Here is a 23,596-nt window from a genome sequence, read left to right as displayed (position 1 = left end):
TCGAACGTGGCTGCATCGGCCACCTGCGCGGCGATTTTGGGCGGTCGGGCGAGGAGTTCTGGGTAACATGGTTTCCCCGGCGCTCTCCCTTGAAACGACTGCTTTTAAAGAAGAATTGGGTAAAGTCTTTCAAGCTATCGGCGATCAGAAGGTGCTGAAAAGCCGCCAGCATATGTTACGATTTTGCAGCGAGCATCCGGAGGCGCGCATCGGCGGTGCTTGGAGCACGGATGTGTACGGGTTTTGCATGCAAACGCAGGATCACCGCTACTATTTGCGCTGCTTTCCCTTTGCCGGGGATTACAACTTTTACTTGTACTGCTATGCCCGGCCGGAGCGCTTGGTGGAGCAGCAACAGCAAGCGCCTTCCACGCTTGCCGCACAGAAGAAAAAACGGAAACGCAACGATAGGAGGACGCAATGAACGATCTCACTCGTTATCGGCTGCTGGACGGAGCCTCGCTTCCGCTTGCGGCCAAGCTGGTGTTCTGCTATTTACTGGATTTGGCGGGCGGAAAAAACAGCCCCGTGTGGCTTTCCTCCCGTCGGCTTGTGGCAGATATCGGACTTTCCCCTTCTATGTGTGTCGCAACCTAGAGCGAACACCTACCAGCCGGGAGGAAAAGAATATGATGGAAAGACTGCAAACGGCCGTGTCGGAAGATGCGGCCTATTTTTAGTGTGCCACGCATGACGATTAACTAGGCGGTGAAAGTCCGCTGTGGGGGTTTGTAGTTACCAACCACTAGCCAAGAGCAAGGGTGTCCATCGCGAGGTGGAATCTGAAGGAAGCTGGAGGCAAAATTCCGACCCGAGGAATACGAACATCATCAGGCATAAGGCATGGGATGAGTTTGCTAAACAAAACGAAGTCCGATCAACTACACGGACATGCCAATGTAAATGGTGCGGGTGCATGGAAGGAAAGTGAATCGTCTTACCGTGGGAGGTCTCATGGACGTGAGGAGATGCAGTTCGAATCACGGTTGAAACAAGATTTATCATGAGAAATCAGCAGAAGCCATAGTACCGCATGCAGTCGACAACGTGCGGGAAGGGCAGAACCTAAGGAGGTGTAGGTCAATGAAAGTCACCAAAACAGGAACAAAGGGCAGCCAACTTTCGAAGGAAGGCTTCACGCAGAAAGATAGTGCGGAACACAAAGGATATGCGGAAGCGCACATTCCTGCGAGGATAACTGAAACGGATAACACCGACGCAAGCTTGACGAAGGATGGACTGCTTGAGCAAATTGTGAGCAGAAACAACCTGAACGAAGCGTTCAAGAGAGTCAGAGCGAACAAAGGCTCTCACGGAATCGACGGGATGGGAGTAGATGAACTTCTACAATATCTCAAAGAGAACGGAGAGACACTCAGGCAGTCAATCCTGGACGGAAAATACCGTCCGAATCCTGTTCGAAGGGTGGAAATCCCGAAGGAGAACGGAAAGAAAAGAAACTTAGGAATACCGACGGTTGTTGATCGAGCCATCCAACAGGCAATCGCCCAAGTACTCACGCCGATCTACGAGAAGCAATTTTCGGAGAACAGCTTCGGTTTCCGCCCCAAACGAAGCGCACACGACGCAATCAAACGAAGCCAGCAATACATTCAGGAAGGATACAAGTACGTGGTAGACATGGACTTGGAGAAATACTTCGACACGGTGAATCAAAGCAAACTGATCGAGGTATTGTCAAGAACCATCAAAGATGGGCGGGTCATCTCGCTCATCCACAAGTACCTGAGAGCTGGCGTTGTTGTGAAGCATAAGTTCGAGGAAACGGAAGTCGGCGTACCGCAAGGGGGCAACCTGAGTCCAATACTAAGCAACATTATGCTGAACGAGTTGGACAAGGAACTGGAGAGCAGGGGCCACAGGTTCGTCCGCTATGCAGACGATCTGCTCATTTTCTGTAAGAGCAGAAAGAGCGCTGAGCGAACGCTGATGAACATCCTTCCCTTTATTGAGAAGAAGCTATTCCTCAGAGTAAATCGGGAAAAGACGGTCATCGATGAAGCGAGAAGGGTGAAATTTCTTGGATTCTCCTTTTACTCCAACAAAGGAGAGACGAGAGTCAGAATCCACCCGAAATCCATCGCGAAGATGAAAACCAAGGTCAAAGAGCTGACTTCAAGAAGCAACGGAATGGGGAACGAAGACAGAGCCATGAAACTCAGAAGATACATCATGGGCTGGGTAAACTATTTCAAGATTGCCGACATGAAGAAACTGCTTCAAACCACGGATGAATGGATGCGAAGGCGAATCCGCGTGATCTTCTGGAAACAATGGAAACGAGTAAAGACAAAGTTCGAAAGGCTAAAGTCACTCGGAACCCATGAGCAAAAAGCTTGGGAATACGCAAACACAAGAAAGAGCTACTGGAGAACCTCCAATAGCCCAATCCTCTCTAAATCCCTCGGCAACAATACCATAAAAGGACTCGGATTCTTATATTTTTCTGATTATTATCGTCAAGTCACTGTGTAAACTTAGGAACCGCCGTATACCGAACGGTACGTACGGTGGTGTGGGAGGTCGGCTGCTCAAATAATGGGCAGCCTCCTACCCGATTTCCGCTTCGATCGAGAAGGATACGGAACGGGGATGTATTGGGCACCTGCGCGGTTACTTTGGAAGCAACGGCGAGACGTTCTGGGTAACCTGGTTTGAGCATTTGCCAACATTGAAAACATTGACTTTTCGGGCAGAACTGGATGCGGTTGTGCAAAACTTGAAGGAGCAAGGGCTGCTTCAAAGCCGCAGCCGGATGCACCATTTGTGCATGCTGCATCCGGAGGCACGTCTATCGGGGGCGTGGCATTCCGGTGTATATGGCTTTTGTTTTCAAACGGAACACCATCGGTACTATCTGCGTTGTTTCCCGCATGCGGGAGACTACAATTTCTATCTGTACTGCTACGTCCGGCCGGAGCGTTTGTCGGAACGATCGCCGGAGCGATAGCGTCTGCCGAGGAGGAAGTTTATGAATGATCTTACCCGGTATCAACTGCTGGCCAAAGCGAAGGTCCCTCCTGCAGCAAAGCTATTGTACAGCTACCTGATGGACCGCGCGGGCGGGCGGCATGGCTGCGTCTTGTTGTCCGGCAAAAAGCTGGCTTCGGAGGTGGGTCTCTCTCCTTCCACTGTCCGCCGAAATCTGCATCGCCTGCAACTTATTGGACTCATTCGGATTACGGCTCGTTATTCCGAGGAAGGCATTCGCCTGACCAATCAAATAACGTTTCGGTAAGGGAGGCGCTCTCATGACAGCCAAGTTGCAGCGCATCGTCGAACTGGCTGCCAGCACGGCTCGCACGGTGACGAATCACCCTGACCGCTGGGCGGATTTTTTGCGGGCGGCGGCCTGGAACTATAAATATCCGTTTCAGGATCAACTGTTAATCTACGCACAACGTCCTGACGCAACGGCCTGCGCGCCGATTGACGTCTGGAACAGACGGCTGGATCGCTGGGTGAAGCGCGGTGCAAAAGGGATTGCCCTGATCGAAGATCGGGGCAACCACTTGGGCCTGCGCCATGTGTTTGACGTATCGGATACCCAGAGCAGACGCCAGCCGCAGGTGTCGCTTTGGCGATTGCAGGACAGCGATACGGCTCATGTCATCGAAACGCTGGAAAATGCGTTCGGCGCGTCGGATGAGATGGAACCACGTGCGGATCTGCCTGCTGCGTTGCTCGCTGCTGCGCGGAATGCGGTGGATGACAACAGCGCCGATTATGTGGCGGAGTTGATGAAAGAGCGGGAACACAGTTTGCTGGAAGACCTGGACATACCACATGTGGAATTACTGTTCAAGCAAATGGCCGAAACGGCCGTCGCTTACATGGCGATGACCCGTTGCGGACTCGATCCCGCACATTACATCAGCATCGAGGATTTGTCCGGCATCGGGTATTTCAACACGCTTCCTGCGCTGTCCCACTTGGGCGCAGCGATTAGCGATGTGTCCGAGATGATGCTGCGGGAAGTGGAATCGACCGTCCGAGCGCTGCGCCGGGAGGCACAACGTGCAAATGAGGGTCAGTCGCTTCATACCCTTGCAAGACCCGATTCCTTGCCGCACAATGAAGCTACCCTGCAAGAAAGGAAGGATGAACATGGAACTGACGTACACGCAGCAAGGGGATTATTTGCTGCCCAATCTGATGCTGAGCGAAGCGGAGACGCCCATCGGGAAGTACGGGATGATGCGCAAAACGTTTCTGAAAACCGAACGGAAGGGTATGTACGCCCAACTGATGTTGTCGGAGCAGTTGAACCGGCATCTGGCGGACATCGACCGGACGGCGCGGGAGCAGATCGACCGGACGATGCAACAGATGCTCGCGTCTCACCCGGCACCGGACAAGGCGAGCGATCCGCTGGGCTGGACGGGACACATGAACAACCTGAAGCAGCAGGCGGAGGAACTGATTCTCGCGGAACTGATTTATCATTAAAATGGTACGACCGGGAAACGGAGGACCGAAGCCTTCCGTTTTTTCATGACCATGCCATCATCAATGACATGCTCCGAGCCGCGCCGCTGCGGGAGAGCAAGTCGGACATTGCAGCGTTTTTCCTTGCTCATGAGGATGAGTTCGAGCGTGTGTTATATGTGCGCGGTTTGTTTCCGGCAGGCATCACCGAACTGACGCTTGATGAAGGCGTGCAGGCCGGGTTTGAACCGTATCGCAACGTTTTGCATCTGTGGACGGGGACGGCGGAGCAACGAACGGCGCAAGGCTTTTACGATTGGGGCGTCATCGCCGGGCATATCGCCAGCATGATGCTGTTGAACGAATTTGACTTGTCGCGAAAGTTAGAACCATCCATCGAGCAACAGACGCTGTGGATGGAACAAGCGGAGGACGCAAAAGCCTCCGCTTTTTTCATGCCGCAAGCGGTCATTGACGCCATTTTGCAAAATGGCAGCGGTTTCGAGAACGGCAAGTATCGCATTGCGCTGCATTTCCAGCAGTCGCTGTCCGCACAGGAGAACGCCGATTTCCTGAAACGGGAATACGGAACCGGCGGGCGCCTTCCCGCGCTGATCGGCACGGATATTCACATGAATTATGACAGCAAAGGCATCACGCTGACCCGCGGCTCCATCATGAACCCGGATACGCGAGTCGTGCTGCCGTGGATGAAGGTGCAGAAACGTATCGGCGAACTGCTGGCAGCGGGTCGTTACTTGAACCGGCAGGAAGCCGAGCGGTTGCCTGCTTTTGCGGAAGAACAAGAGGAAAAGCGGCGGCTGCAAGCGGCGGAAATGGCCAGGCCCGATGTGCCGCAGCCGGATGCATCGTCGGGGCTTTCCCGACCAGACGCACAAGCGGAATCGGAACACACGCCGGTGAATCGGGAACGGGCACGATACGGTTATGACGCAGGCAGCACGGTCTGGATCGGCGCGGACGAATATGAAGTTGTGCAACTGGAGCAACGAACAGTGGTGCTGCAAGACCGTCAGTTCCCGCTCGTCATCAAAGCGTTGAATCGCCGGGATTTTGAGCGAATGCTGCGCGAAAACCCGCTGAACGATCATCTGATTACCGGAGAGCAGGAGCCGGAACGGTTTGACGAAGCGGCATGGGAAACAGCGGAAGATGCGGTTTCACCGGAAGAGCCGGTGACGGAGGGGCCAGAGACCGTATCGCAGCCAGACACTTCCCTTTCCCCTGATCCTGTGGCCGGCCGCACCGCGCCAGCCCGTCCGTCTGTCCCGGCTGTCAACTACCGGATTACGGATGATGAGCTGGGGCATGGCGGCGCAAAAACGAAGTTCAAATGGAACATGGAAGCGATTCGGCTGCTGAACAAGCTGGAGCAGGAGCAGCGGCAAGCGACAGCGGACGAGCAGGCGGTACTGGCTCGATATGTTGGATGGGGCGGCATTCCGCAGGCGTTTGACGAAGCGAACACGCAGTGGGCAGCCGAATATGCGGAACTGAAAAATGTGCTGGAGCCGGATGAATACGCGTCCGCTCGCGCGTCAACGTTGAATGCCCATTATACGTCTGTGACCGTCATCAAAGCGATGTACGAATGGTTGGAATCGATGGGCTTTCGCAGCGGCAATATTTTGGAGCCGTCCTGCGGCATCGGCAATTTCTTCGGACTGGTGCCGGAGTCGTTCCAAGGCTCGCGGCTGTTTGGCGTGGAACTGGACAGCATTACCGGCCGTATTGCCAGGCAACTATACCCGCAGGCGTCGATTGCGGTCAGCGGCTACGAACAGACGAATTTGCCGGACAGCTTCTTCGATCTCGCCATCGGGAACGTGCCGTTCGGCGGTTATGGCGTGGCGGATAAACGTTACGACAAACACAAGTTTCTCATCCATGATTACTTTTTCGCCAAGACACTGGACAAAGTGCGTCCGGGCGGCATCATTGCTTTTATTACGTCCAAAGGCACGATGGACAAGCAGAACCCGGCGGTTCGCAAATATATTGCGGAACGCGCCGAATTGCTCGGAGCGGTGCGTCTGCCGAGCATTGCGTTTCTGGCCAATGCCGGAACCGAAGTAACCGCCGACATTATCTTTTTACAGAAACGGGATCGCATGGTCGCCGTCAGCGAGCAAACCGAAACATGGCTATCCCTGTCCGAGACAGCGGACGGTGTGCCGGTGAATCATTATTTCGCGGAACATCCCGATATGGTGCTGGGCACAATGGTTTTTGACGACCGGATGTACGGCAACCGGCAGGAAACATCCTGCAAGCCATACCCGGACGCCAATTTGGATGAGCTTCTGCGCGAAGCGTTGTCCAACATCCATGCCGAATGGGCGGAGCTGGAACGGGAAGACCAGCCGGAGGAAGAAGAACCTTCTCTCCCTGCCGATCCGACTATCCGCAATTTCAGCTTTGCGTTGGTGGATGGACAAATCTACTACCGGGAGAACAGCCGGATGCGGCGCGTAGACACTTCTGCTACGGCGGCAGGCCGCATCAAGGGAATGATTCTGCTGCGGGACACCGTACGCGAGCTTATCGAGTACCAAACCGAAGACTACAGCGATGAGATCATTCAACAGCAACAGCGCAAGCTGAATGCGCAGTATGACCGGTTTACGGCGCAATACGGCCTGATCAACAGCCGCGCCAACAGCCTTGCTTTTTCGGATGACAGTTCTTACTTTCTTCTTTGCTCGCTGGAAATCATCGACGAGGAAGGACGGCTGCTGCGCAAGGCGGATATGTTCACCAAGCGCACGATCCGGCAGCGCATCCATGTGGAGCAGGTGGATACCGCTTCGGAGGCGCTTGCCGTTTCCATCGGCGCAAAAGCCCGTGTCGATCTGCCGTATATGGCGCAGTTAACCGGCTGGACGGAAGAAGAACTGATAAAAGAGCTGCGCGGCGTCATCTTTCCCAATCCCGTAAATCTGGACGAGGAAGGCAAGCCGATCTACGAAACGGCGGATGCGTACTTGTCCGGCAATGTGCGGGAGAAGCTGCGTGTGGCCAGACAGTTTGCCGCATACGATGCCGAACGTTACGGCGAAAACGTCAAAGCGCTCGAAGCGGTGCAGCCGAAAGACCTGGACGCCTCCGAAATTGATGTCCGTTTGGGCGCAACCTGGCTGCCGCCGGAAGACATTCGGCAATTTCTGTTTGAGCTTGTGGACACGCCGCCGATGTACCAGACCTACATCAATGTCATGTATTCCGAATATACGGCTGCCTGGAACGTCAAAGGCAAAAGCGATGACCGCAGCAACAATATCAAGGCGAACGTCACGTACGGCACTAACCGCGTCAATGCGTACAAAATTCTCGAAGATACGCTGAATTTGCGGGACGTGCGCGTATTTGACACCGTGTATGAGGATGGCGTGGAAAAGCGTGTGCTGAACAAGCAGGAAACGGCCATCGCCCAGCAAAAGCAGGAGATGATGAAAGAAGCGTTCCGCGACTGGATATGGAAAGACCCGAAGCGGCGCGAACGGCTGACCAGGCTGTACAATGACCGGTTCAATGCCATCCGTCCTCGCGAATACGACGGAAGTCATATCCGATTCACCGGGATGAACCCGGAAATCCGGCTGCGCCAGCACCAGGTCAATGCGGTTGCCCGGGCGCTGTACGGCGGCAACTCCCTTTTCGCTCATTGTGTTGGCGCAGGAAAAACGTTCGCCATGACCGCCGCGGCGATGGAGAGCAAGCATCTTGGGCTGTGCAACAAGAGCATGCTGGTCGTTCCGAACCATCTGACCGAACAGTGGGCGGCGGAGTTTTTGCAGCTGTATCCGTCGGCGAATATTCTGGTGGCGACCAAGAAGGACTTTGAAACGAAAAACCGCAAAACGTTTTGTGCGCGGATTGCCACAGGCGATTATGATGCGATCATCATCGGCCATTCGCAGTTTGAGAAAATTCCGATTTCGACGGAGCGCCAACGGCAGCAACTGTACGAACAGATTTCGGAAATTACAAACGGCATCCGGGAACTCAAGGAAGCCAGAGGCGAACGCTATGCGATCAAACAGCTTGAAAAAACAAAAAAGACGCTGCAGACCAAGCTGGAGAAGCTGAACGACACGAGCCGAAAGGATGATGTCGTGACCTTCGAGGAACTCGGCATAGACCGGCTATTCGTGGACGAAGCTGATTCGTACAAAAACCTGTTTCTTTATACGAAAATGCGCAATGTAGCCGGACTGTCGCAAACCGAAGCGCAGAAGTCGTCGGACATGTTTGCCAAATGCCGCTATCTGGACGAACTGACCGGAGGCCGGGGCATTATCTTTGCGACGGGTACGCCGATTTCCAACTCCATCACTGAGATGTATACGATGCAGCGCTATTTGCAATACGAACGGCTCAGGCGGCAAGGCTTGCAGCATTTTGACGCGTGGGCTTCGACATTTGGCGAAACCGTCATCGCGATCGAGCTTGCTCCGGAAGGAACGGGCTATCGGGCGAAAACCCGGTTTGCCCGTTTTTACAATTTGCCGGAACTGATGAATATGTTCAAGGAAGTGGCCGATATCCAGACTGCGGACATGCTCCAACTTCCCGTCCCGAAAGCCCATTTTCACAATGTTGCGGTGCCGCCAAGCGACTTTCAGCGCGATATGGTCGCGGATCTTGCCCGCCGCGCCGAGCGGGTGCGGGCGAAGGAAGTAGAGCCCCATGAGGACAATATGCTGACGATCACCAATGACGGACGCAAACTGGCGCTCGATCAACGGCTGGCGAATCCCCTGCTTCCTGACGACGAAGGCAGTAAAGTCAGCGCCTGCGCGGACAATGTCTTCCGGTATTGGGAGGAACATCAGGCGCAGCGTTTGACCCAGTTGGTGTTCTGCGATTTGTCCATTCCGAAACAGGATGATGCCTTCAATGTGTACGACGAGTTGCGGCGCAAGCTGATGGAGAAAGGTGTTCCTGCCGAGGAAATCGCCTATATTCACGACGCCAATACCGAGGTCAAGAAAAAGGAACTATTCGCCAAAGTACGCAGCGGCCAAGTTCGGATACTGCTCGGATCGACGTTCAAGATGGGCGCAGGCACCAACGTGCAAACGAAGCTGATTGCTCTTCACGACCTTGACTGCCCTTGGCGTCCGCGCGATCTGGAGCAGCGCAGCGGGCGCATTATCCGGCAAGGCAACCAGAACAGCGAGGTGCATATTTTTCGCTATGTGACGGAGAACACGTTCGACGCGTACCTTTATCAGACACTGGAGAACAAGCAGCGCTTCATTTCGCAGATCATGACCAGTAAGTCTCCGGTCCGTTCCGCCGAGGATATCGATGAGACGGCGCTCTCCTATGCCGAAGTGAAGGCGCTGGCGACCGGCAACCCGTACATTAAGGAGAAAATGGACCTGGACATCCAGGTATCCAAATTGAAGCTGCTCAAAGCCAATCACTTGAGCCAGCGGTATGCGTTGGAGGACCGGCTGCTCAAGCTGCTGCCACAGCAAATCAAGTCCACGGAGGAACGAATTGCCGGCTATGAACAGGACGTCGCTTTGTATACACGTTCTCTGGCACCCGAGGCGGATGGGGCAGATAAATTCCCCGGCATGACGATCAAAGATTACACCTACTCGGAGAGGGCGGCAGCGGGCGCGGCTTTGCTGGACGCTTACAAAGGAATGACTTCGCACGATTCGCAGGAAATCGGCAGCTACCGGGGCTTTTCCTTGTGGCTGTCCTTTGACAGCTTCCATAAGGAATACAAGGTTACGCTGCGCAGTGCGCTCGGTCATACGGTGACGCTCGGAGCGGATGCGGGCGGCAACATTAGCCGCATCAACAACGCCTTGTCGGATTTGCCTGTGAAGCTGGAACATGCCCGTGAACAGCTTGCCACCTTGCGTCTGCAAATGGAAACGGCGAAGGAACAAATCGCGGCTCCATTCGAGAAGGAGCAGGAGCTTCAAACGAAAGCGGCGCGTCTAGCGGAATTGAATGCGCTGCTCAACATGGACAAACAGGAAAACGAAGCCGTGGACAGCATGCCGGACGAAGAACCGGAAACGCCGGAACGGCGGGTGGTGGGCCGCGAGCGATAACGGTCTGACACTTCCGTTCCTGCCCCTGTAAGGGAACTTCATGCGGAAAGAACATGGTATCGGTGCGAGCATTTCACAGGTCGAAGTTAGCTCGCTTGTTAAAGTTATCAATCACATGACGAATTGGACTCCGTTTTTGGGGTCCTTTTCTCATTTCCGGAGGAATGAACATGTTGTATGCCATCCCAAGCGGCGGATGCTTTTGTCCGATTCTGCCGCCTTTTTGTTACGGAACCGACTTGATCGAGGAGGGAGAAACCGTGCCGTCATTGGAGTTGATTTCCAAAGAGAAGAACGGATTTGGCGATACGTATTATTACATCCGCGACTCAAACGGGGTGACCAGTCAAGTTTATGAAGGCGATTTAGACGCATTCATGAAAAAGAAAGGTGTTACGAAGTTGCAGGAAGGCAGAGCTTATCTGTACCCCAAAAAGAGGGGTAGGGCACGATGAACCATATACCCTTCGGACGCTGCCAGGATTTCCAGAAGGAGCCGCGGCAATGATCTACGTAAACAAGGAACAAATCGAACGTGCAAAAAGACTGGATCTGCTCACGTATTTGCAAATGTACGAGCCTGCGGAACTGATACGTTGCTCCCGCAATGTCTACACCACCCGTACACATGACAGCTTGAAAATCTCCAACGGCAAATGGTACTGGTGGTCAAGGGGGATCGGCGGGCGCTCGGCGCTGGACTACTTGATCAAAGTGCGCGGCATGTCTTTTCCCGATGCGGTGCTGCAAATTGAAGGCGTTCATCCGGGCAGCGCACCTGCATTTTCGCAATCTTTGCAACAACGCTCTTCTCCAGCGCGGTTTGAGCTTCCAGAACCGTATGAAAACTCTCATCGCGTCATCGCTTATTTGAGCAAACGAGGCATCCACCGCCCGGTGATCGACTACTGTCTCGAAACGGGGCGTTTGTATGAAAGCCGCCGTTACCATAACGCGGTATTCGTCGGATTTGACCAGGGAGGGACGCCGCGCTATGCGGCGATACGCGGTACGACAAGCACCCGTTATATGGGGGAAGCCGCCGGCAGCGACAAGCGGTATTCGTTTTCCATTCCGGCCTCGGGAAACTGTACGGAACTGCATCTGTTTGAGAGCGCCATTGATCTTTTATCTTACTGTACGCTGGAACATCTCGCCGGCCGGGATTGGCGGCAGGCAAATAAGCTGTCGCTGGCCGGCATATACAGGCCCAGGACAAATGGGGAGGACCCTACTCCCCCGTCTGCCCTAACGCATTACTTGCAGTGCTTTCCCAAGGTGAATCGACTTGTACTGCACCTGGACAATGATGAGCCGGGGCGATTGGCGGCAGCCACGATACAGAGGCTCTTCTCCCTCGCCCTTCTCATATCCGATGAGCCGCCCAAGTTCGGAAAGGATGTAAACAACGATTTGATGGAATTCCGGCGAAGACGCGGTGAACCGTCCCGATAGCGGTAGACGCTGAACGGTCAACGCTTTTTTTGCGGGGATACGATAAAAACTTATGGTATGTGGATAAGATGTGAATAGATTGGGGATAAGCGCAATCGCATTGATTGTATAGCATGTAATAGGTATAATAAAATCAATATACAGCTATGCAAGGAGTGACCAAGATGATTATCAAGCCTTCCGCCAGTATCCGGCAAAACTATAATGAAATCGCCGATCTATGCAAATCTTCCGGGGAACCGGTGTATCTGACCAAGAACGGTGAAGGCGATCTCGTCGTGATGGACATTGAGACGTTCTCCCGTCGCGAGAAGATGTTGAAGCTGCGCGAAGAACTGCTCGCTGTGCAAGAGGATCGTTTGGCGGGCCGTGTTGGTATGACGCCGGATGAACTGGACGATTACCTGGAGGGCATTATTGACGAGGTTCAGCATGGAAAAGATGCCCCGTTATAAGATCATCGTCTCCGATCGCGCCCGCCAAATGCTGGCGACTCATGTGCGGTTTCTTGCGGAAAAAAGTCCGGATGCGGCGCGGAAAACGAAAAACGAATTGCTACAATCGATACGTTCCTTGGCGCAAATGCCGGAACGGTATCCTTTTCTGGAAGCGGAATTTATCCCGTCCAACAAGTATCACAAAATGTTCGTAGATAAATGGTATCTGGTGCTGTATCAAATTCAGGATGAAATCGTGTATGTCGATTTCATTGTAGACTGCCGCCAGGATTACCGCTGGTTGGTGCGATAACAAAAAAGTATTGCGGAAGACGCCCGAGCGGATCGGCGTCTTTTTTGTGTTTTTGGGGTCCTCTCTTGTTCCCGGCAGGCGGTTTGATGGCAACGCGAGACGAATGTCTTGCGTTGCAGCAAGCACTGAATTTGGATATCCAAATTCGCTTGTTAGGGGCGCAGCCCCTAAGACCCCATCATCGCGATGCTATCGTTTCGATGATCGAATCGTGTTCAAACTGGTTGTTCATCGCGGCAGCGTTCTGCTTCAAGGAGACATTTATGGAAAGGGGTGATGGTCGATGAGGAAACGTTCGATATCATTTCTGCTTCGCCTGAGTGAAAGCGAACATGCTCGCCTTACTAGAGAAGTGGAAAAAACAGGACTTTCTCGGGAGGCGTACATCCGAGCGCTCATTAATGGATATGTACCGAAGCAGCTGCCGCCACTGGACTACTACGCGATGATTCGTGAGCTGCACGCCATAGGCAATAATCTGAATCAACTGGCTGTGAAGGCACATACGACCGGTCGTCTGGAAAGAGCTGCCTTTCAGGAGGAAGCCGATCACTTGCGCCGTGCTGTTCAGCACATTCAACAGGCGGTAACCGAACCGGAGCGAAGAAGCGAACTACCTTCGATGCATACAAGCGGACATCCGCCGTAAGGGGGCATGACAAATGGCAACGACCGCGATCTGGGATGTGACTGACCGTTTGAAGCGCGTACTGGACTACGCTCGAAATCCCGACAAAACGACACAAGATCGCGCCGAACCAGATAGCTTGCAGCAGGCGCTTGGCTATGCGACAGCGGATGCGAAAACGGAGAGGCAACTGTACGTGAGCGGCATCAACTGCGACCCGCTCACCGCTTATGAGCAAATGCAGCGCACCAAGCGACAATTTCAAAAAACGGATGGCATTGTCGCGTTTCACGGATATCAGTCGTTCGCGCCGGGCGAAACGACGCCGGAAATTGCCCATGCCATCGGGGTTAGGCTGGCGCAAGAACTATGGGGAGAACGCTTTGAAGTCGTCGTAGCGACCCATCTGGACAAGGGACATTTGCACAATCATTTTGTGTTGAATGCTGTTTCTTTTGTAGATGGCAAGCGGTACTACGACAACAAAGCTTCCTACGCTTTGCTGCGGCACACGTCCGACCGGCTTTGCCGGGAGCATGCGCTGTCGGTCATTGAACATCCCGAACCAGGTAAAGCTAAGCACTATGGGGAGTGGCAGGCGGAACGCGAAAACAAACCAACTTGGCGGGGATTGATTCGTGAGGACATCGACACCGCCATCGCAGCTTCCATGACAATGACCCAGTTTTTCGCCGCTCTGCAAAAACAAGGGTATGCGATCAAAACCAATGTGAAACATCTGGCAGTGCGTCCGCCCGGCAAGGAGCGCTTCGTCCGCTTGCGCAGTTTGGGATACGAATATACGGAGGAAGCGTTAAAGGAGCGCATCTTGCAAAACCACATGCCGAAGCGCCAGCCCTCACTTCCGCTACCGCGCCGAAAGCGAGTTGTCAGGGTTCGTGGAGTTTGGAGGGCTGGACGTAAATTCAGCGGCTTGCAGGCGTTGTACCTACGCTATTTATATGAAATGGGCATCCTGCCCCGTCAACGTGCGTCCCCGCGAAGGACGCATTTTTTGTTGCGTCAAGACTTGCGCCACTTGACGGTCATCACCGAGCAGACAAGACTGCTGTGTCGCCGCCGCATCACCACGAAGGATGAGCTACTCGCAAATCTCACCGGGCTTCAGGAGGAAATGAAACAAGGGTACAGCGCGCGCAAGGCATTGTACAACCGGCTGCGCCGTTGTAAGCAGCCGGAGCAGCGTGAGGCAATCAAAAGACAAATTGCCGAGGCGACCCGGCAGCTTGCGAAACTGCGAAAGGAGGTGAAGCTTTGCACGGGTATTCTCGCCCGTTCGGAGGGGATGGTCCATTTATTGCGTGAACGTGAACCCGAACATCACATACGAAAGGAGATGAACGCCGATGAGCGGAAACGAAGCGGCCGATCAAGTCGTCAGCATGAGTCTGCGGGGCATCGAGATGGTGGCCAAAATTTCCGGGGAAGGCGCTAAGCATTTGGCGGTGTATTTGTTCGCCGCCTTGCAGGGACAGAAACGGACAAAAGGGCGCATCCGTTTGGAAAGTTTGCTCCGCAGCGGCAAGGAACTCAAGGTGTTTGCCGTGAAAACCGAGGATCTCCCGACTTTTTGTAAGGAGGCCAAGCGGTACGGTGTGCTATATTGCGCGCTACGCGACAAAAAGAACGTGGACGGGCTTTGCGATGTGATGGTGCGTGCCGAAGATGCGTCCAAGATCAACCGGATCGTCGAGCGCTTCAAACTGGCGACGGTAGACACGGCCAGCATCAAACAAGAAATTGCAAATACCCGCAGCGAAAAGCAGCCGGACGAGAGCCAAACTGCGCAAACGCCGGAGTTAAACGGCGAAGCGCCTGAGCGGGAAGGGAGTCCGCCATCTGTCACGGAGGAAGTTCGAGAAGATTTTTTGGACGAACTGCTGGGAAAGACCGAACAGCCGGAGGAGGTTCGGGCAGCAAGCCAGCAACCGGAAGCCGCGCCTCCGGAACCGACTCCCCCGGCAGCCGCACCTTCGGCCGACGAACGAGTGCAGCAGCAGACACCGCTGCCCTCTCCCCCGATGCAGGAGGGAAGAACGATGGAACCGGCCATTCCGTCCGTGCCTATCTCCGGGCACAGCGTCGACAACGTAAGGGATTCGACTGATCGTAAACCGGCGCAGGAAAAGGTGTCGATCCGTCAACTGTTGCGTGAAATTCGTGAAGAAAATCGCGAAGCGGAGAAAAGACGGCGGCAAATGGAGCGTGAGCCGTCTTTGCCTAAACGCAGGGATCGTGGCAAGGCAACATCGGGCGACAAAACGCCAACGCCCACTACCCGGAATCGAAAGCGAGGGAAATCCAAATGAACGAACTGGACGAATTATTCTCTACTCCTTCCATCCAGCGAGAGCAGTCGTTTGACAAGGAAGCGTGGGTTCACCAAAAACAGGAACAGCGGCAGTGGACTTACGACACGATTGATACGACGACGATGACGATTGTTCAAAATGGAGAACAGTTTCAGCGTTATCTGGATGTGCAAAGCCGTTTTGACCGTTACAGTGTCTCCAATGCGCTGCTGATTTTAGCACAACGCCCGGAAGCGACACGCATAGCGGATTTCGAGGGTTGGAAGGAACAAGGCGTATCGATCCGCCGCAAGGAAACCGGTTTTTATATTTTGGAACCGGGCGAGGAATACCGGCGGGAAGATGGAAGCACCGCGACCAGCTACAACCCGAAGAAGATGTTCGATATAGCCCAAACCACTGCAAAGAAACCGGATCAACCGGTCTACCCGGATGATCGCACCCGCATCAAGGCGCTCATGGATCGTGCGCCAGTACCGATCACAATCAGCGATGCGCTTCCTGCGGATGTGCATGCGCTCTACCAACCGGATGTGCGCAACATTGTCATCCGCCGCGGGCTGGCAGCTGGAGACATCTTCCGCGCACTGGCGCAGGAACTGGCGCATGCGGAAATGGATCGCGGCGATAGTCGCTACAGCCGATCAGAATATCAGTTTCATGCCTACAGTGTTGCCTATATCCTTTGCAAGCAGGCTGGAGTTGAAACGACCGCGTTCCGGTTTGACCGGGTGGCAGAACGGTTCAAAGACATGGAGCCGCAGCCGATTCGTGCGGAATTGACGACGATGAAAGAAGCTTCGCATACGATTTCCCGGCGTATGCACCGCATACTGAACCCGCAGCGGCAACCTTCGCAACCAGGTCGAACCGATCCTACCCGCTAAGGAGCGTGAGGAACCATGAAAACGGAAGAACGCATACTCAGTCTCGACCACTACGAGCATGGCATTGTCATCAACGCGTTGAATAAGCTGCGTAATGACTTGATAGGCGAGCGGCGGCCGACCGATGCGGTGGACGATCTGCTACTGAAAACGTTGGATGCGCCCTATCAAAGAATGAAACGCCGGAGTCGCCATGAAACGCGCTAAAGCCGCAAGGAGTCAACTTGTACTCGTTGCGGTTTTTTTTATTCCCGTCATATGGGTGGCGCTGCTCGTCGCCCCGGTGTTATCTGGGGGATTGCCTGCAATCCTGCTTCATCTAAGCGAGGCGAATCCCTTTCAACTCCAGTGGGTTGAGGATTCAATCCGAAGCCTGCTCGTCTGTACGCTGGCTTATGGGCTGGCGGTTGGCGCGTATCTGGCTTCGCCGCGTAATTATCGTCGCCGCGAAGAACATGGCAGCGCCAAGTGGGGCAAGGCGAAACCGATCAACGCCAAATACCAGAGCAAGCAAGCGGAGCAAAACAAAATATTGACGCAGCACGTGCGCATCGGTCTAGATGGACGCAAGCACCGCCGTAATCTGAATGTTCTCGTCGTAGGGGGTTCCGGTTCCGGCAAAACGCGGTTTTATGCGAAGCCGAACGTGATGCAGGCGCACACCTCATATGTCGTACTTGATCCGAAAGGCGAAATATTGCGTGACACCGGTCATTTGCTTCAGACGAAAGGGTATGACATTAAAGTGTTGGATTTGATTCATCCGCACCGTTCCCACGGCTATAACGCTTTCTCCTATTTGCAGGATGATAAGGATGTGCTAAAGCTGGTCACCAATCTGATTCGCAACACGACGCCCAAAAACAGCAATACGAACGATCCCTTTTGGGAACGTTCTGAAACCGCCTTGCTGGAAGCGCTCATGCTGTACTTGCTCTATGAAGCGCCGCCGGAGGAGCAGAACTTCCCGATGATTATGGAAATGATTGCTGCTGCCGAGGTTCGGGAAGAAGACGAAACGTACCAAAGCCCGCTAGATGAATTGTTCGAGCGGCTTGCCATGCGCGACCCGGAACATCTCGCCGTCAAGCAATACAACATCTTCAAGCTGGCTGCGGGCAAGACAGCCAAATCCATTCTGATCGGACTTGGCGTGCGATTGGAAAAATTCAATTTGCACAGCATTGCCGGAATGAGCCTGGTCGATGAAATGGACTTGCCACGTATCGGCACCCGGAAGACGGCGCTATTTGCCGTCATCCCCGACAACGACAGCAGTTTCAATTTTATCGTGGGCATGCTGTACACGCAGCTTTTTCAATGCCTCATGTACGAAGCGGACTACCGTTACGGCGGCCGTCTACCAGTGCATGTGCATTTTGTCATGGACGAGTTCGCGAATGTCGCCCTGCCCGATGAGTTCGACAAGCTGCTCTCAACGATCCGCAGTCGGGAAATATCGGTGTCTATCATTTTGCAAAACTTGGCACAGCTTAAAGTGTTGTACAAGGACGCATGGGAATCCATCGTCGGCAACTGCGATCTGTTCCTGTATCTGGGCGGCAATGAACAATCCACGCACAAGTATGTGTCGGAGCTACTTGGCAAAGAAACTATTGATACGAACACCTACGGCCAAAGTAAAGGACGCAGCGGCAGCTATTCCATCAACTACCAGCAGTCTGGCCGGGAATTGCTTACCCCTGATGAAGTGCGACTCCTTGATAATCGTTATGCGCTGCTGTTTATTCGTGGGGAACGACCGGTGCTTGATGACAAATACGAGGTACTGCGCCATCCTCATATCGCGCTGACGACAGACGGCGCAGGTCAGGCGTACCAGCACGGCGGTACGGAGCATGCGCTCGATTGGAGGACGGTGCAATTGGATGAGAACGGTGAATATGAGCTTTTGTCAGAGGAAGAACTGGAGGCATTATTTTTACATGAAGGGATGGATCGCGTTTGAAACGTAAAACGAAATGGCTGATTGCTTTCTACATGATGACGGTGCTGTTCGGGACGATGCTAGTTTCCACCGCCTATGCCCAAAGCGACCCGATGACGACAGTCAACAACTTGTCCAATTTTATCTTCGGGTTGATTCGCGCGGTCGGCATGATTATTTTGGGGTTTGGCGTTGTGCAGATCGGCTTGTCGCTCAAGTCGCATGACCCTTCGCAGCGAGCGAATGGTTTTTTAACCTTGGCCGGGGGCGTCATCATCACGTTTACCAAAGAGATTTTGGACCTGATCACAGGTTAAGCCATGGAGGATGAGGAATGAGCCGACGCCCGTTCCTCCCTCGACAGAAGGGTGAGCGTATGTCGAAAAACAGTTGGATTGCAGATAATTTGGAGAATGCTCTAGATACCTGGGAGCAGAAAATGAATGAAATCTGGCACCTTGTTACCCAGTCACCAGTCGATTTCAAGGGGGGCACCATTTGGCGCATCATCACGGATATTCACGGCGCGTTACAGGCAACGGGACTGGCGCTGCTGGTTTTATTTTTTGTCGTCGGTGTGATGAAAACAGCGGGTAATTTTGCCGAACTGAAGCGGCCGGAGCTGGCGGTCAAGTTATTTGTCCGATTTGTGCTGGCCAAGGCAGTTGTCACCTATGGTTTGGAACTGATGATGGCTCTGTTTACGATTGTGCAGGGCATCATCTCGACGATGATGTCCCGTTCGGGGTTTGGTGCGGTGGATGGCATGTCGCTGCCGGACACGATTACCCAGGCGATCGAAGATGTCGGGTTTTGGCAAAGCATACCACTCTGGGTCGTCTCTTTGCTGGGCAGCCTGTTTATTACCGTTCTGTCCTTCATCATGATTCTTTCTGTGTACGGGCGTTTTTTTCGGATTTATCTGTATACAGCGATTGCTCCGGTTCCGCTCGCCTCATTCGCTGGCGAGCCGAGCCAGAGTATCGGCAAATCATTTTTGAAAGGATATGCAGCCGCCTGTATGGAAGGGGCGATCATCGTGCTGGCGTGCATCATCTACGCGGCGTTTGCCAGCGCGCCCCCGGCTGTCGAAGCTGGCTCTGGCGCGGTCACGATGGTATGGACGTACATCGGAGAACTCATTTTTAACATGCTGGTCTTGGTCGGCACGGTGAAGATGGCCGACCGGGTCGTTCGGGAGATGATGGGTTTATAGGCGGGAATTATTGGATGGCGGTCAGAAACAGCTTCAGCAGCGCCAGCGAGTCTTTGCGCTGTTTGTCTGTGCATTGCTGGAGCGCGGCCATAATCAGCTCAATTTCATTGGAAGGTTCAGCGTAAACGTTTTGTAGCAGCAAATCATTCGGAGACAGTTTCAGCACATGACAGATGCTGAGCATCGTTTCTATCGACATGCCGGCTTTCCCCCGCTCAATGTCCGCGCAAAACCGGGGAACACGCCCGATCTGCTCGGCCAGTTGCTCGCGTGACATGCCCCATGCTTCTCTCCGTTTGCGTATCCGCTGGCCTACTATTTTTTTATCGTAAACGTGCATCGCTTGTCATCTCTTTCCGAATAGGAGTTCATAGTTCCTATTATGGACAAGCACAGAATTGACTTACATGAGTTTTGAAATTACTATCAGGGGGGGCTAAAAACTCATATCCAGATATGTTAATCGGTAGCCCATCTGAAAACAAGGCGGTGGAAGAATGAGCAATCTATTGCGTAAATTGGAGAAAGAACGACAGGAGCTGAACAAGCTAGGCGAGCAGTCATTGAAGCAATCCATTCGATTATCCGACAACCAGGAATTGCAGGAGCAAAGTCGCAAAGTGGATGAATTGCTCGTTCGTTATGAGCGTACCCGACGCAAACGGCATCGGAGACATGGTAGATGAGAGGTGTGGGCAAACGATGAAATTTCCGCCATGGTTCAGAGAAGCGATTCAAAAACGGCTAGACAATGTATCCGATCTTATTGAAAATCACTCCGAACTTAGCCGCATTCGGGAAAACGAAAGAAAAGCATTTGAACGCTTATTCGCGGGCATGGACATCGGGCGCATGCCGGAATTTGCGGGTTGGGAAGATTGTCAGCACCTCAAGCAAGCAATTATGAATGAATGGCTATATCTGCAAGGTCTGAAAGATGGCATACAGCTTGCGTCCGCGTTATCGAGTCATCTTCATCCGTTCGATGAGCAGGGCTTCGCCAACATAGATAGTCGCCAGCCCGATGCACGGGCGGCAGATTCGGGAGGTCCTACACATGGAAGTCAAAATTAACCGGGAAATCCGGGAATATACCGAGAGCTTGTTTTTTGGACTGTCCTTGCGGCAGTTCTTTTTTTCAGTATTGGCCGTTCTGGTGGCAATTGGCTTGTACTTTGCTTTGCGAGACCGCTTCGGCGTGGAGACGCTCAGTTGGATGTGCATTCTGGGAGCCGCCCCCTGCGCCGCGCTCGGGTTTATTCACTACCACGGCATGACGGCAGAGCAGCTTCTGTGGACGTATGTAAAATCCGAATTTCTCATGCCCAAACGGCTGGTTTATCGCGCGACGAACATTTACTACGAGGTGCTGCATAAGTATGTCCAGCAGCGTGAGCAAGGAGAGTGAAGCTCGTGATTAAAACGCTTAAACGAATTATCAAGCAAGACAAGGAACGGTTCGCCATTCCGAAGGGTGTCCAGCAAGTCATCCCGATTCGTGCCATCTGGCCGGATGGGATTTTTTTTGTGGGCAACAAGTTTTCTAAGTCGTACCGATTTGAAGACATGAACTACGCTGTCGCCTCCAGAGAAGACAAGGAAGCAATGTTCCTAGCCTATTGCGAACTGCTTAATTCTCTCGATAGCGGCGCGACGACGAAAATCACGATTCATAACCGACGTTTAAATCGGCTGGACGTGGAAGACACCTTGCTGATCCCCCATCGTCAGGACGGACTTGATGGATACCGCGAGGAATACAACCAGATGTTGCTCGACAAGGCGATGGGCGCAAACGGCACTTTTCAGGAAAAATATATTACGGTATCTGTGGTCAAAAGAAATGTGGAGGATGCCCGTCAGTATTTCGCCAGAATCGGTTCGGAACTGATGGCGCATTTCTCGCGTCTTGGTTCCGCATGCGTGGAACTGGATGCGATAGATCGCCTGCGCATGCTCCATGATTTTTTTCGAATTGGCGAGGAGGCTGACTATCACTTTGACTTGTCCGCTACCATGCGCAAGGGACATGACTTCAAGGATTACATCAGTCCGGATACGTTTGAGTTCGAACGGGATTACTTTCGGATGGGACGCTACTTTGGCCGTGTCGTTTTTCTACGGGAATACGCGAGCTACATCAAGGACAGCATGGTGGCTGAATTATGCGACCTAAACCGGAACTTGCTGCTATCTCTTGATGTGATACCGATTCCGACCGATGAGGCCGTCCGCGAAGTGGAAAACCGGCTGCTCGGCGTGGAGACGAATATAACGAATTGGCAGCGGCGGCAAAACAACAATAATAATTTCTCTGCCGTTGTTCCTTATGATATGGAGCAACAACGCAAGGAAAGCAAGGAGTTTCTGGACGATCTGACGACACGCGACCAGCGCATGATGTTCGGACTGCTGACAATGGTGCATATTGCGGAGAGCAAGGAGCAGTTGGACAACGATACCGAAGCCCTGTTGACAACTGCTCGCAAGCATCTATGCCAGTTAGCACCGCTGACCTTTCAGCAAATGGACGGACTCAATACGGTGCTTCCGTATGGATTGCGCAAGGTACATGCGTTGCGAACTTTGACGACGGAAAGCACTGCCGTTTTCATTCCATTCCGGGCACAGGAGGTCATCCATCCCGGCGGTATGTATTACGGCCAAAATGTCATCAGTAAGAATATGATTATGGCCAACCGCAAGCAACTGTTAAACGGGAACAGTTTCATTCTGGGGGTATCCGGCTCAGGTAAAAGTTTTACGGCAAAGCGTGAGATAGTCAATCTGGTGCTAGCAGGCGATGACGACGTGATCCTGATTGACCCTGAGCGTGAATATTCTGCGCTGGTGGAAGCACTGGGCGGCGAAACGGTCCATATTTCCGCAACCTCGCCGAATCATATTAATGCCATGGATATCAATCGGCAGTACGGCGACGGGGCCAATCCAATCATCCTCAAGTCGGAGTTTGTTCTGTCGCTGTGCGAACAACTGATGGGCGGCTATCCCCTTGGCGCAAAGGAGAAGTCGTTGATCGACCGCTGCACCGCAAAAGTGTATCGAACTTATTTGCAAAGCAATTTCAAAGGCGACCCGCCTACTTTGCAACATTTTCACGCTGAACTGCTCAAGCAATCTGAACCAGAAGCGCAAGACATTGCTCTGGCGATTGAGTTGTTTACTTCCGGCAGTCTGAATACGTTCGCAAAGCCTACTAATGTTAATGTCTATAACCGGCTCATTTGCTATGATATTCTTGACTTGGGAAAGCAGCTGCTCCCGATTGGCATGTTAGTCGTACTGGATAGTATCCTGAATCGGATTACACAAAACCGGGCAAAGGGAAAAAATACGTTTATCATTATCGACGAGATTTATCTGTTGTTCCAGCATGAATATAGCGCCAACTTTCTTTTCACGCTTTGGAAGCGTGTCCGAAAGTATGGCGCCTTTTGTACGGGAATTACGCAAAACGTGGACGATTTGCTGCAAAGCCATACGGCACGTACCATGTTAGCAAATAGTGAATTTATCGTCATGTTGAATCAGGCCAGCACCGATCGGATGGAGCTTGCCGAGTTGCTTAATATTTCAGACCTGCAACTCTCATACATCACGAATGTAGACGCCGGAAATGGACTTATGAAGGTAGGCAGTTCCCTTGTTCCATTTACCGACAAATTCCCGCGGAATACGAAACTGTATCGCCTAATGACGACAAAGCCCGGGGAGGGATAACAAAACAGCAGTAAGCGGTTGGTCGCCATTAGATCCATCCGCTTACTATTTTATAAAGATGGTGACAGATAGTAGGGATGATTAATAA

General features: G+C 53.0%; 25 protein-coding genes. 23 read left to right on the top strand and 2 right to left on the bottom strand.

Annotated elements, in window-relative coordinates; all coding sequences use genetic code 11:
- Window positions 1–67 precede the first annotated feature (67 nt).
- The 5 genes from PVA01S_RS13565 to PVA01S_RS13545 all read left to right on the top strand — a co-directional run bounded on the left by PVA01S_RS13565 (window position 68) and on the right by PVA01S_RS13545 (window position 3,259).
- Entirely contained in the window at window positions 68–424 is a 357-nt protein-coding gene (locus PVA01S_RS13565; RefSeq protein ID WP_054798839.1) for a hypothetical protein, read from the top strand.
- The gene (locus PVA01S_RS26625; RefSeq protein WP_164751826.1) at window positions 421–597 is read left to right on the top strand and encodes a hypothetical protein; all 177 of its coding nucleotides are present in this window, start codon (window positions 421–423) and stop codon (window positions 595–597) included. Before PVA01S_RS13565 ends, PVA01S_RS26625 begins: the two co-directional genes overlap by 4 nt.
- A 486-nt stretch (window positions 598–1,083) precedes the next feature.
- A complete protein-coding gene (ltrA, locus tag PVA01S_RS13555) occupies window positions 1,084–2,496 on the top strand; it encodes a group II intron reverse transcriptase/maturase (protein ID WP_127608057.1) in 1,413 nt (470 codons plus the stop codon).
- Between the two features lie 196 nt (window positions 2,497–2,692).
- Complete coding sequence (locus PVA01S_RS13550; protein WP_127608056.1) at window positions 2,693–2,971, top strand: hypothetical protein; 279 nt, start codon at window positions 2,693–2,695, stop codon at window positions 2,969–2,971.
- Window positions 2,972–2,992: 21 nt separating this feature from the next.
- Window positions 2,993–3,259, top strand: a complete 267-nt coding sequence (locus PVA01S_RS13545) for a helix-turn-helix domain-containing protein (protein WP_054795916.1) — start codon at window positions 2,993–2,995, stop codon at window positions 3,257–3,259.
- 148 nt (window positions 3,260–3,407) lie between these two features.
- Here the strand turns inward: PVA01S_RS13545 and PVA01S_RS27255 are convergent, their stop codons facing one another.
- Entirely contained in the window at window positions 3,408–3,809 is a 402-nt protein-coding gene (locus PVA01S_RS27255; protein ID WP_244932950.1) for a hypothetical protein, read from the bottom strand.
- Between the two features lie 235 nt (window positions 3,810–4,044).
- On the opposite strand from PVA01S_RS27255, the gene PVA01S_RS27245 reads away from it, so the two are divergent.
- The 14 genes from PVA01S_RS27245 to PVA01S_RS13480 all read left to right on the top strand — a co-directional run bounded on the left by PVA01S_RS27245 (window position 4,045) and on the right by PVA01S_RS13480 (window position 19,767).
- Entirely contained in the window at window positions 4,045–4,470 is a 426-nt protein-coding gene (locus tag PVA01S_RS27245) for a TnpV protein (RefSeq protein ID WP_307720682.1), read from the top strand.
- Between the two features lie 68 nt (window positions 4,471–4,538).
- Window positions 4,539–10,550, top strand: coding sequence for a helicase-related protein (locus PVA01S_RS27635; protein ID WP_307720681.1), 6,012 nt, complete (start codon window positions 4,539–4,541; stop codon window positions 10,548–10,550).
- A gap of 170 nt (window positions 10,551–10,720) precedes the next feature.
- A complete protein-coding gene (locus PVA01S_RS13535; protein ID WP_054795917.1) occupies window positions 10,721–11,005 on the top strand; it encodes a hypothetical protein in 285 nt (94 codons plus the stop codon).
- Window positions 11,006–11,054: 49 nt separating this feature from the next.
- Window positions 11,055–12,005, top strand: a complete 951-nt coding sequence (locus PVA01S_RS13530; protein ID WP_054798837.1) for a DUF3991 and TOPRIM domain-containing protein — start codon at window positions 11,055–11,057, stop codon at window positions 12,003–12,005.
- A gap of 164 nt (window positions 12,006–12,169) precedes the next feature.
- Window positions 12,170–12,460, top strand: coding sequence for a type II toxin-antitoxin system Phd/YefM family antitoxin (locus PVA01S_RS13525; protein WP_054795918.1), 291 nt, complete (start codon window positions 12,170–12,172; stop codon window positions 12,458–12,460).
- Window positions 12,438–12,755 (top strand): type II toxin-antitoxin system RelE/ParE family toxin, encoded by a 318-nt coding sequence (locus tag PVA01S_RS13520; protein ID WP_127608054.1) that lies wholly within the window; start codon window positions 12,438–12,440, stop codon window positions 12,753–12,755. The genes PVA01S_RS13525 and PVA01S_RS13520 overlap by 23 nt, the downstream gene beginning before the upstream one ends.
- Window positions 12,756–13,038: 283 nt before the next feature.
- Window positions 13,039–13,404 (top strand): MobC family plasmid mobilization relaxosome protein, encoded by a 366-nt coding sequence (locus tag PVA01S_RS13515; protein ID WP_127608053.1) that lies wholly within the window; start codon window positions 13,039–13,041, stop codon window positions 13,402–13,404.
- Window positions 13,405–13,417: 13 nt separating this feature from the next.
- Window positions 13,418–14,839 carry a relaxase/mobilization nuclease domain-containing protein gene (locus PVA01S_RS13510; RefSeq protein WP_127608052.1) on the top strand — a complete coding sequence of 474 codons (1,422 nt, stop codon included), beginning with the start codon at window positions 13,418–13,420 and terminating at the stop codon, window positions 14,837–14,839.
- Complete coding sequence (locus PVA01S_RS13505; RefSeq protein ID WP_236595683.1) at window positions 14,751–15,713, top strand: PcfB family protein; 963 nt, start codon at window positions 14,751–14,753, stop codon at window positions 15,711–15,713. Before PVA01S_RS13510 ends, PVA01S_RS13505 begins: the two co-directional genes overlap by 89 nt.
- Window positions 15,710–16,603: a hypothetical protein gene (locus tag PVA01S_RS13500; protein WP_127608051.1), complete on the top strand. Its 894-nt coding sequence runs from the start codon at window positions 15,710–15,712 to the stop codon at window positions 16,601–16,603. The genes PVA01S_RS13505 and PVA01S_RS13500 overlap by 4 nt, the downstream gene beginning before the upstream one ends.
- A 15-nt stretch (window positions 16,604–16,618) precedes the next feature.
- Entirely contained in the window at window positions 16,619–16,810 is a 192-nt protein-coding gene (locus PVA01S_RS13495; protein ID WP_054795919.1) for a hypothetical protein, read from the top strand.
- A complete protein-coding gene (locus PVA01S_RS13490) occupies window positions 16,797–18,572 on the top strand; it encodes a VirD4-like conjugal transfer protein, CD1115 family (RefSeq protein WP_127608050.1) in 1,776 nt (591 codons plus the stop codon). The genes PVA01S_RS13495 and PVA01S_RS13490 overlap by 14 nt, the downstream gene beginning before the upstream one ends.
- Complete coding sequence (locus tag PVA01S_RS13485) at window positions 18,569–18,868, top strand: glutamyl-tRNA amidotransferase (protein WP_430016623.1); 300 nt, start codon at window positions 18,569–18,571, stop codon at window positions 18,866–18,868. Before PVA01S_RS13490 ends, PVA01S_RS13485 begins: the two co-directional genes overlap by 4 nt.
- 59 nt (window positions 18,869–18,927) lie before the next feature.
- Window positions 18,928–19,767, top strand: a complete 840-nt coding sequence (locus PVA01S_RS13480) for a VirB6/TrbL-like conjugal transfer protein, CD1112 family (protein ID WP_127608049.1) — start codon at window positions 18,928–18,930, stop codon at window positions 19,765–19,767.
- Between the two features lie 7 nt (window positions 19,768–19,774).
- Here the strand turns inward: PVA01S_RS13480 and PVA01S_RS13475 are convergent, their stop codons facing one another.
- A complete protein-coding gene (locus PVA01S_RS13475; RefSeq protein ID WP_127608048.1) occupies window positions 19,775–20,107 on the bottom strand; it encodes a helix-turn-helix domain-containing protein in 333 nt (110 codons plus the stop codon).
- A gap of 157 nt (window positions 20,108–20,264) precedes the next feature.
- On the opposite strand from PVA01S_RS13475, the gene PVA01S_RS13470 reads away from it, so the two are divergent.
- From PVA01S_RS13470 to PVA01S_RS13455, 4 genes are read left to right on the top strand one after another with little or no spacing between them, the layout of a single operon-like run.
- A complete protein-coding gene (locus PVA01S_RS13470; RefSeq protein ID WP_054795922.1) occupies window positions 20,265–20,453 on the top strand; it encodes a hypothetical protein in 189 nt (62 codons plus the stop codon).
- A 16-nt stretch (window positions 20,454–20,469) separates the two neighbouring features.
- Window positions 20,470–20,841: a hypothetical protein gene (locus PVA01S_RS13465; RefSeq protein WP_127608047.1), complete on the top strand. Its 372-nt coding sequence runs from the start codon at window positions 20,470–20,472 to the stop codon at window positions 20,839–20,841.
- Window positions 20,825–21,175, top strand: coding sequence for a PrgI family protein (locus PVA01S_RS13460; protein ID WP_127608046.1), 351 nt, complete (start codon window positions 20,825–20,827; stop codon window positions 21,173–21,175). Before PVA01S_RS13465 ends, PVA01S_RS13460 begins: the two co-directional genes overlap by 17 nt.
- A complete protein-coding gene (locus PVA01S_RS13455) occupies window positions 21,172–23,508 on the top strand; it encodes a VirB4-like conjugal transfer ATPase, CD1110 family (protein WP_430103021.1) in 2,337 nt (778 codons plus the stop codon). Before PVA01S_RS13460 ends, PVA01S_RS13455 begins: the two co-directional genes overlap by 4 nt.
- Window positions 23,509–23,596 lie beyond the last annotated feature (88 nt).

Origin of the sequence: Paenibacillus validus NBRC 15382 (assembly GCF_004000985.1) — a bacterium.
Classification (GTDB): Bacteria; Bacillota; Bacilli; order Paenibacillales; family NBRC-103111; genus Paenibacillus_G; species Paenibacillus_G validus.
The sequence above is the reverse complement of the archived record's forward strand: the minus strand, read 5'-3'. Positions and strand labels throughout refer to the sequence as shown.

Bases quoted from the DNA above. Each gene is read 5' to 3' on its own strand.
- PVA01S_RS13565 (WP_054798839.1), top strand. From the start codon at position 68: ATGGTTTCCCCGGCGCTCTCCCTTGAAACGACTGCTTTTAAAGAAGAA.
- PVA01S_RS26625 (WP_164751826.1), top strand. From the start codon at position 421: ATGAACGATCTCACTCGTTATCGGCTGCTGGACGGAGCCTCGCTTCCG.
- ltrA (WP_127608057.1), top strand. From the start codon at position 1,084: ATGAAAGTCACCAAAACAGGAACAAAGGGCAGCCAACTTTCGAAGGAA.
- PVA01S_RS13545 (WP_054795916.1), top strand. From the start codon at position 2,993: ATGAATGATCTTACCCGGTATCAACTGCTGGCCAAAGCGAAGGTCCCT.
- PVA01S_RS27255 (WP_244932950.1), bottom strand. From the start codon at position 3,809: ATGTGGTATGTCCAGGTCTTCCAGCAAACTGTGTTCCCGCTCTTTCAT.
- PVA01S_RS27245 (WP_307720682.1), top strand. From the start codon at position 4,045: ATGAGGGTCAGTCGCTTCATACCCTTGCAAGACCCGATTCCTTGCCGC.
- PVA01S_RS27635 (WP_307720681.1), top strand. From the start codon at position 4,539: ATGCTCCGAGCCGCGCCGCTGCGGGAGAGCAAGTCGGACATTGCAGCG.
- PVA01S_RS13535 (WP_054795917.1), top strand. From the start codon at position 10,721: ATGTTGTATGCCATCCCAAGCGGCGGATGCTTTTGTCCGATTCTGCCG.
- PVA01S_RS13530 (WP_054798837.1), top strand. From the start codon at position 11,055: ATGATCTACGTAAACAAGGAACAAATCGAACGTGCAAAAAGACTGGAT.
- PVA01S_RS13525 (WP_054795918.1), top strand. From the start codon at position 12,170: ATGATTATCAAGCCTTCCGCCAGTATCCGGCAAAACTATAATGAAATC.
- PVA01S_RS13520 (WP_127608054.1), top strand. From the start codon at position 12,438: ATGGAAAAGATGCCCCGTTATAAGATCATCGTCTCCGATCGCGCCCGC.
- PVA01S_RS13515 (WP_127608053.1), top strand. From the start codon at position 13,039: ATGAGGAAACGTTCGATATCATTTCTGCTTCGCCTGAGTGAAAGCGAA.
- PVA01S_RS13510 (WP_127608052.1), top strand. From the start codon at position 13,418: ATGGCAACGACCGCGATCTGGGATGTGACTGACCGTTTGAAGCGCGTA.
- PVA01S_RS13505 (WP_236595683.1), top strand. From the start codon at position 14,751: ATGAGCGGAAACGAAGCGGCCGATCAAGTCGTCAGCATGAGTCTGCGG.
- PVA01S_RS13500 (WP_127608051.1), top strand. From the start codon at position 15,710: ATGAACGAACTGGACGAATTATTCTCTACTCCTTCCATCCAGCGAGAG.
- PVA01S_RS13495 (WP_054795919.1), top strand. From the start codon at position 16,619: ATGAAAACGGAAGAACGCATACTCAGTCTCGACCACTACGAGCATGGC.
- PVA01S_RS13490 (WP_127608050.1), top strand. From the start codon at position 16,797: ATGAAACGCGCTAAAGCCGCAAGGAGTCAACTTGTACTCGTTGCGGTT.
- PVA01S_RS13480 (WP_127608049.1), top strand. From the start codon at position 18,928: ATGTCGAAAAACAGTTGGATTGCAGATAATTTGGAGAATGCTCTAGAT.
- PVA01S_RS13475 (WP_127608048.1), bottom strand. From the start codon at position 20,107: ATGCACGTTTACGATAAAAAAATAGTAGGCCAGCGGATACGCAAACGG.
- PVA01S_RS13470 (WP_054795922.1), top strand. From the start codon at position 20,265: ATGAGCAATCTATTGCGTAAATTGGAGAAAGAACGACAGGAGCTGAAC.
- PVA01S_RS13465 (WP_127608047.1), top strand. From the start codon at position 20,470: ATGAAATTTCCGCCATGGTTCAGAGAAGCGATTCAAAAACGGCTAGAC.
- PVA01S_RS13460 (WP_127608046.1), top strand. From the start codon at position 20,825: ATGGAAGTCAAAATTAACCGGGAAATCCGGGAATATACCGAGAGCTTG.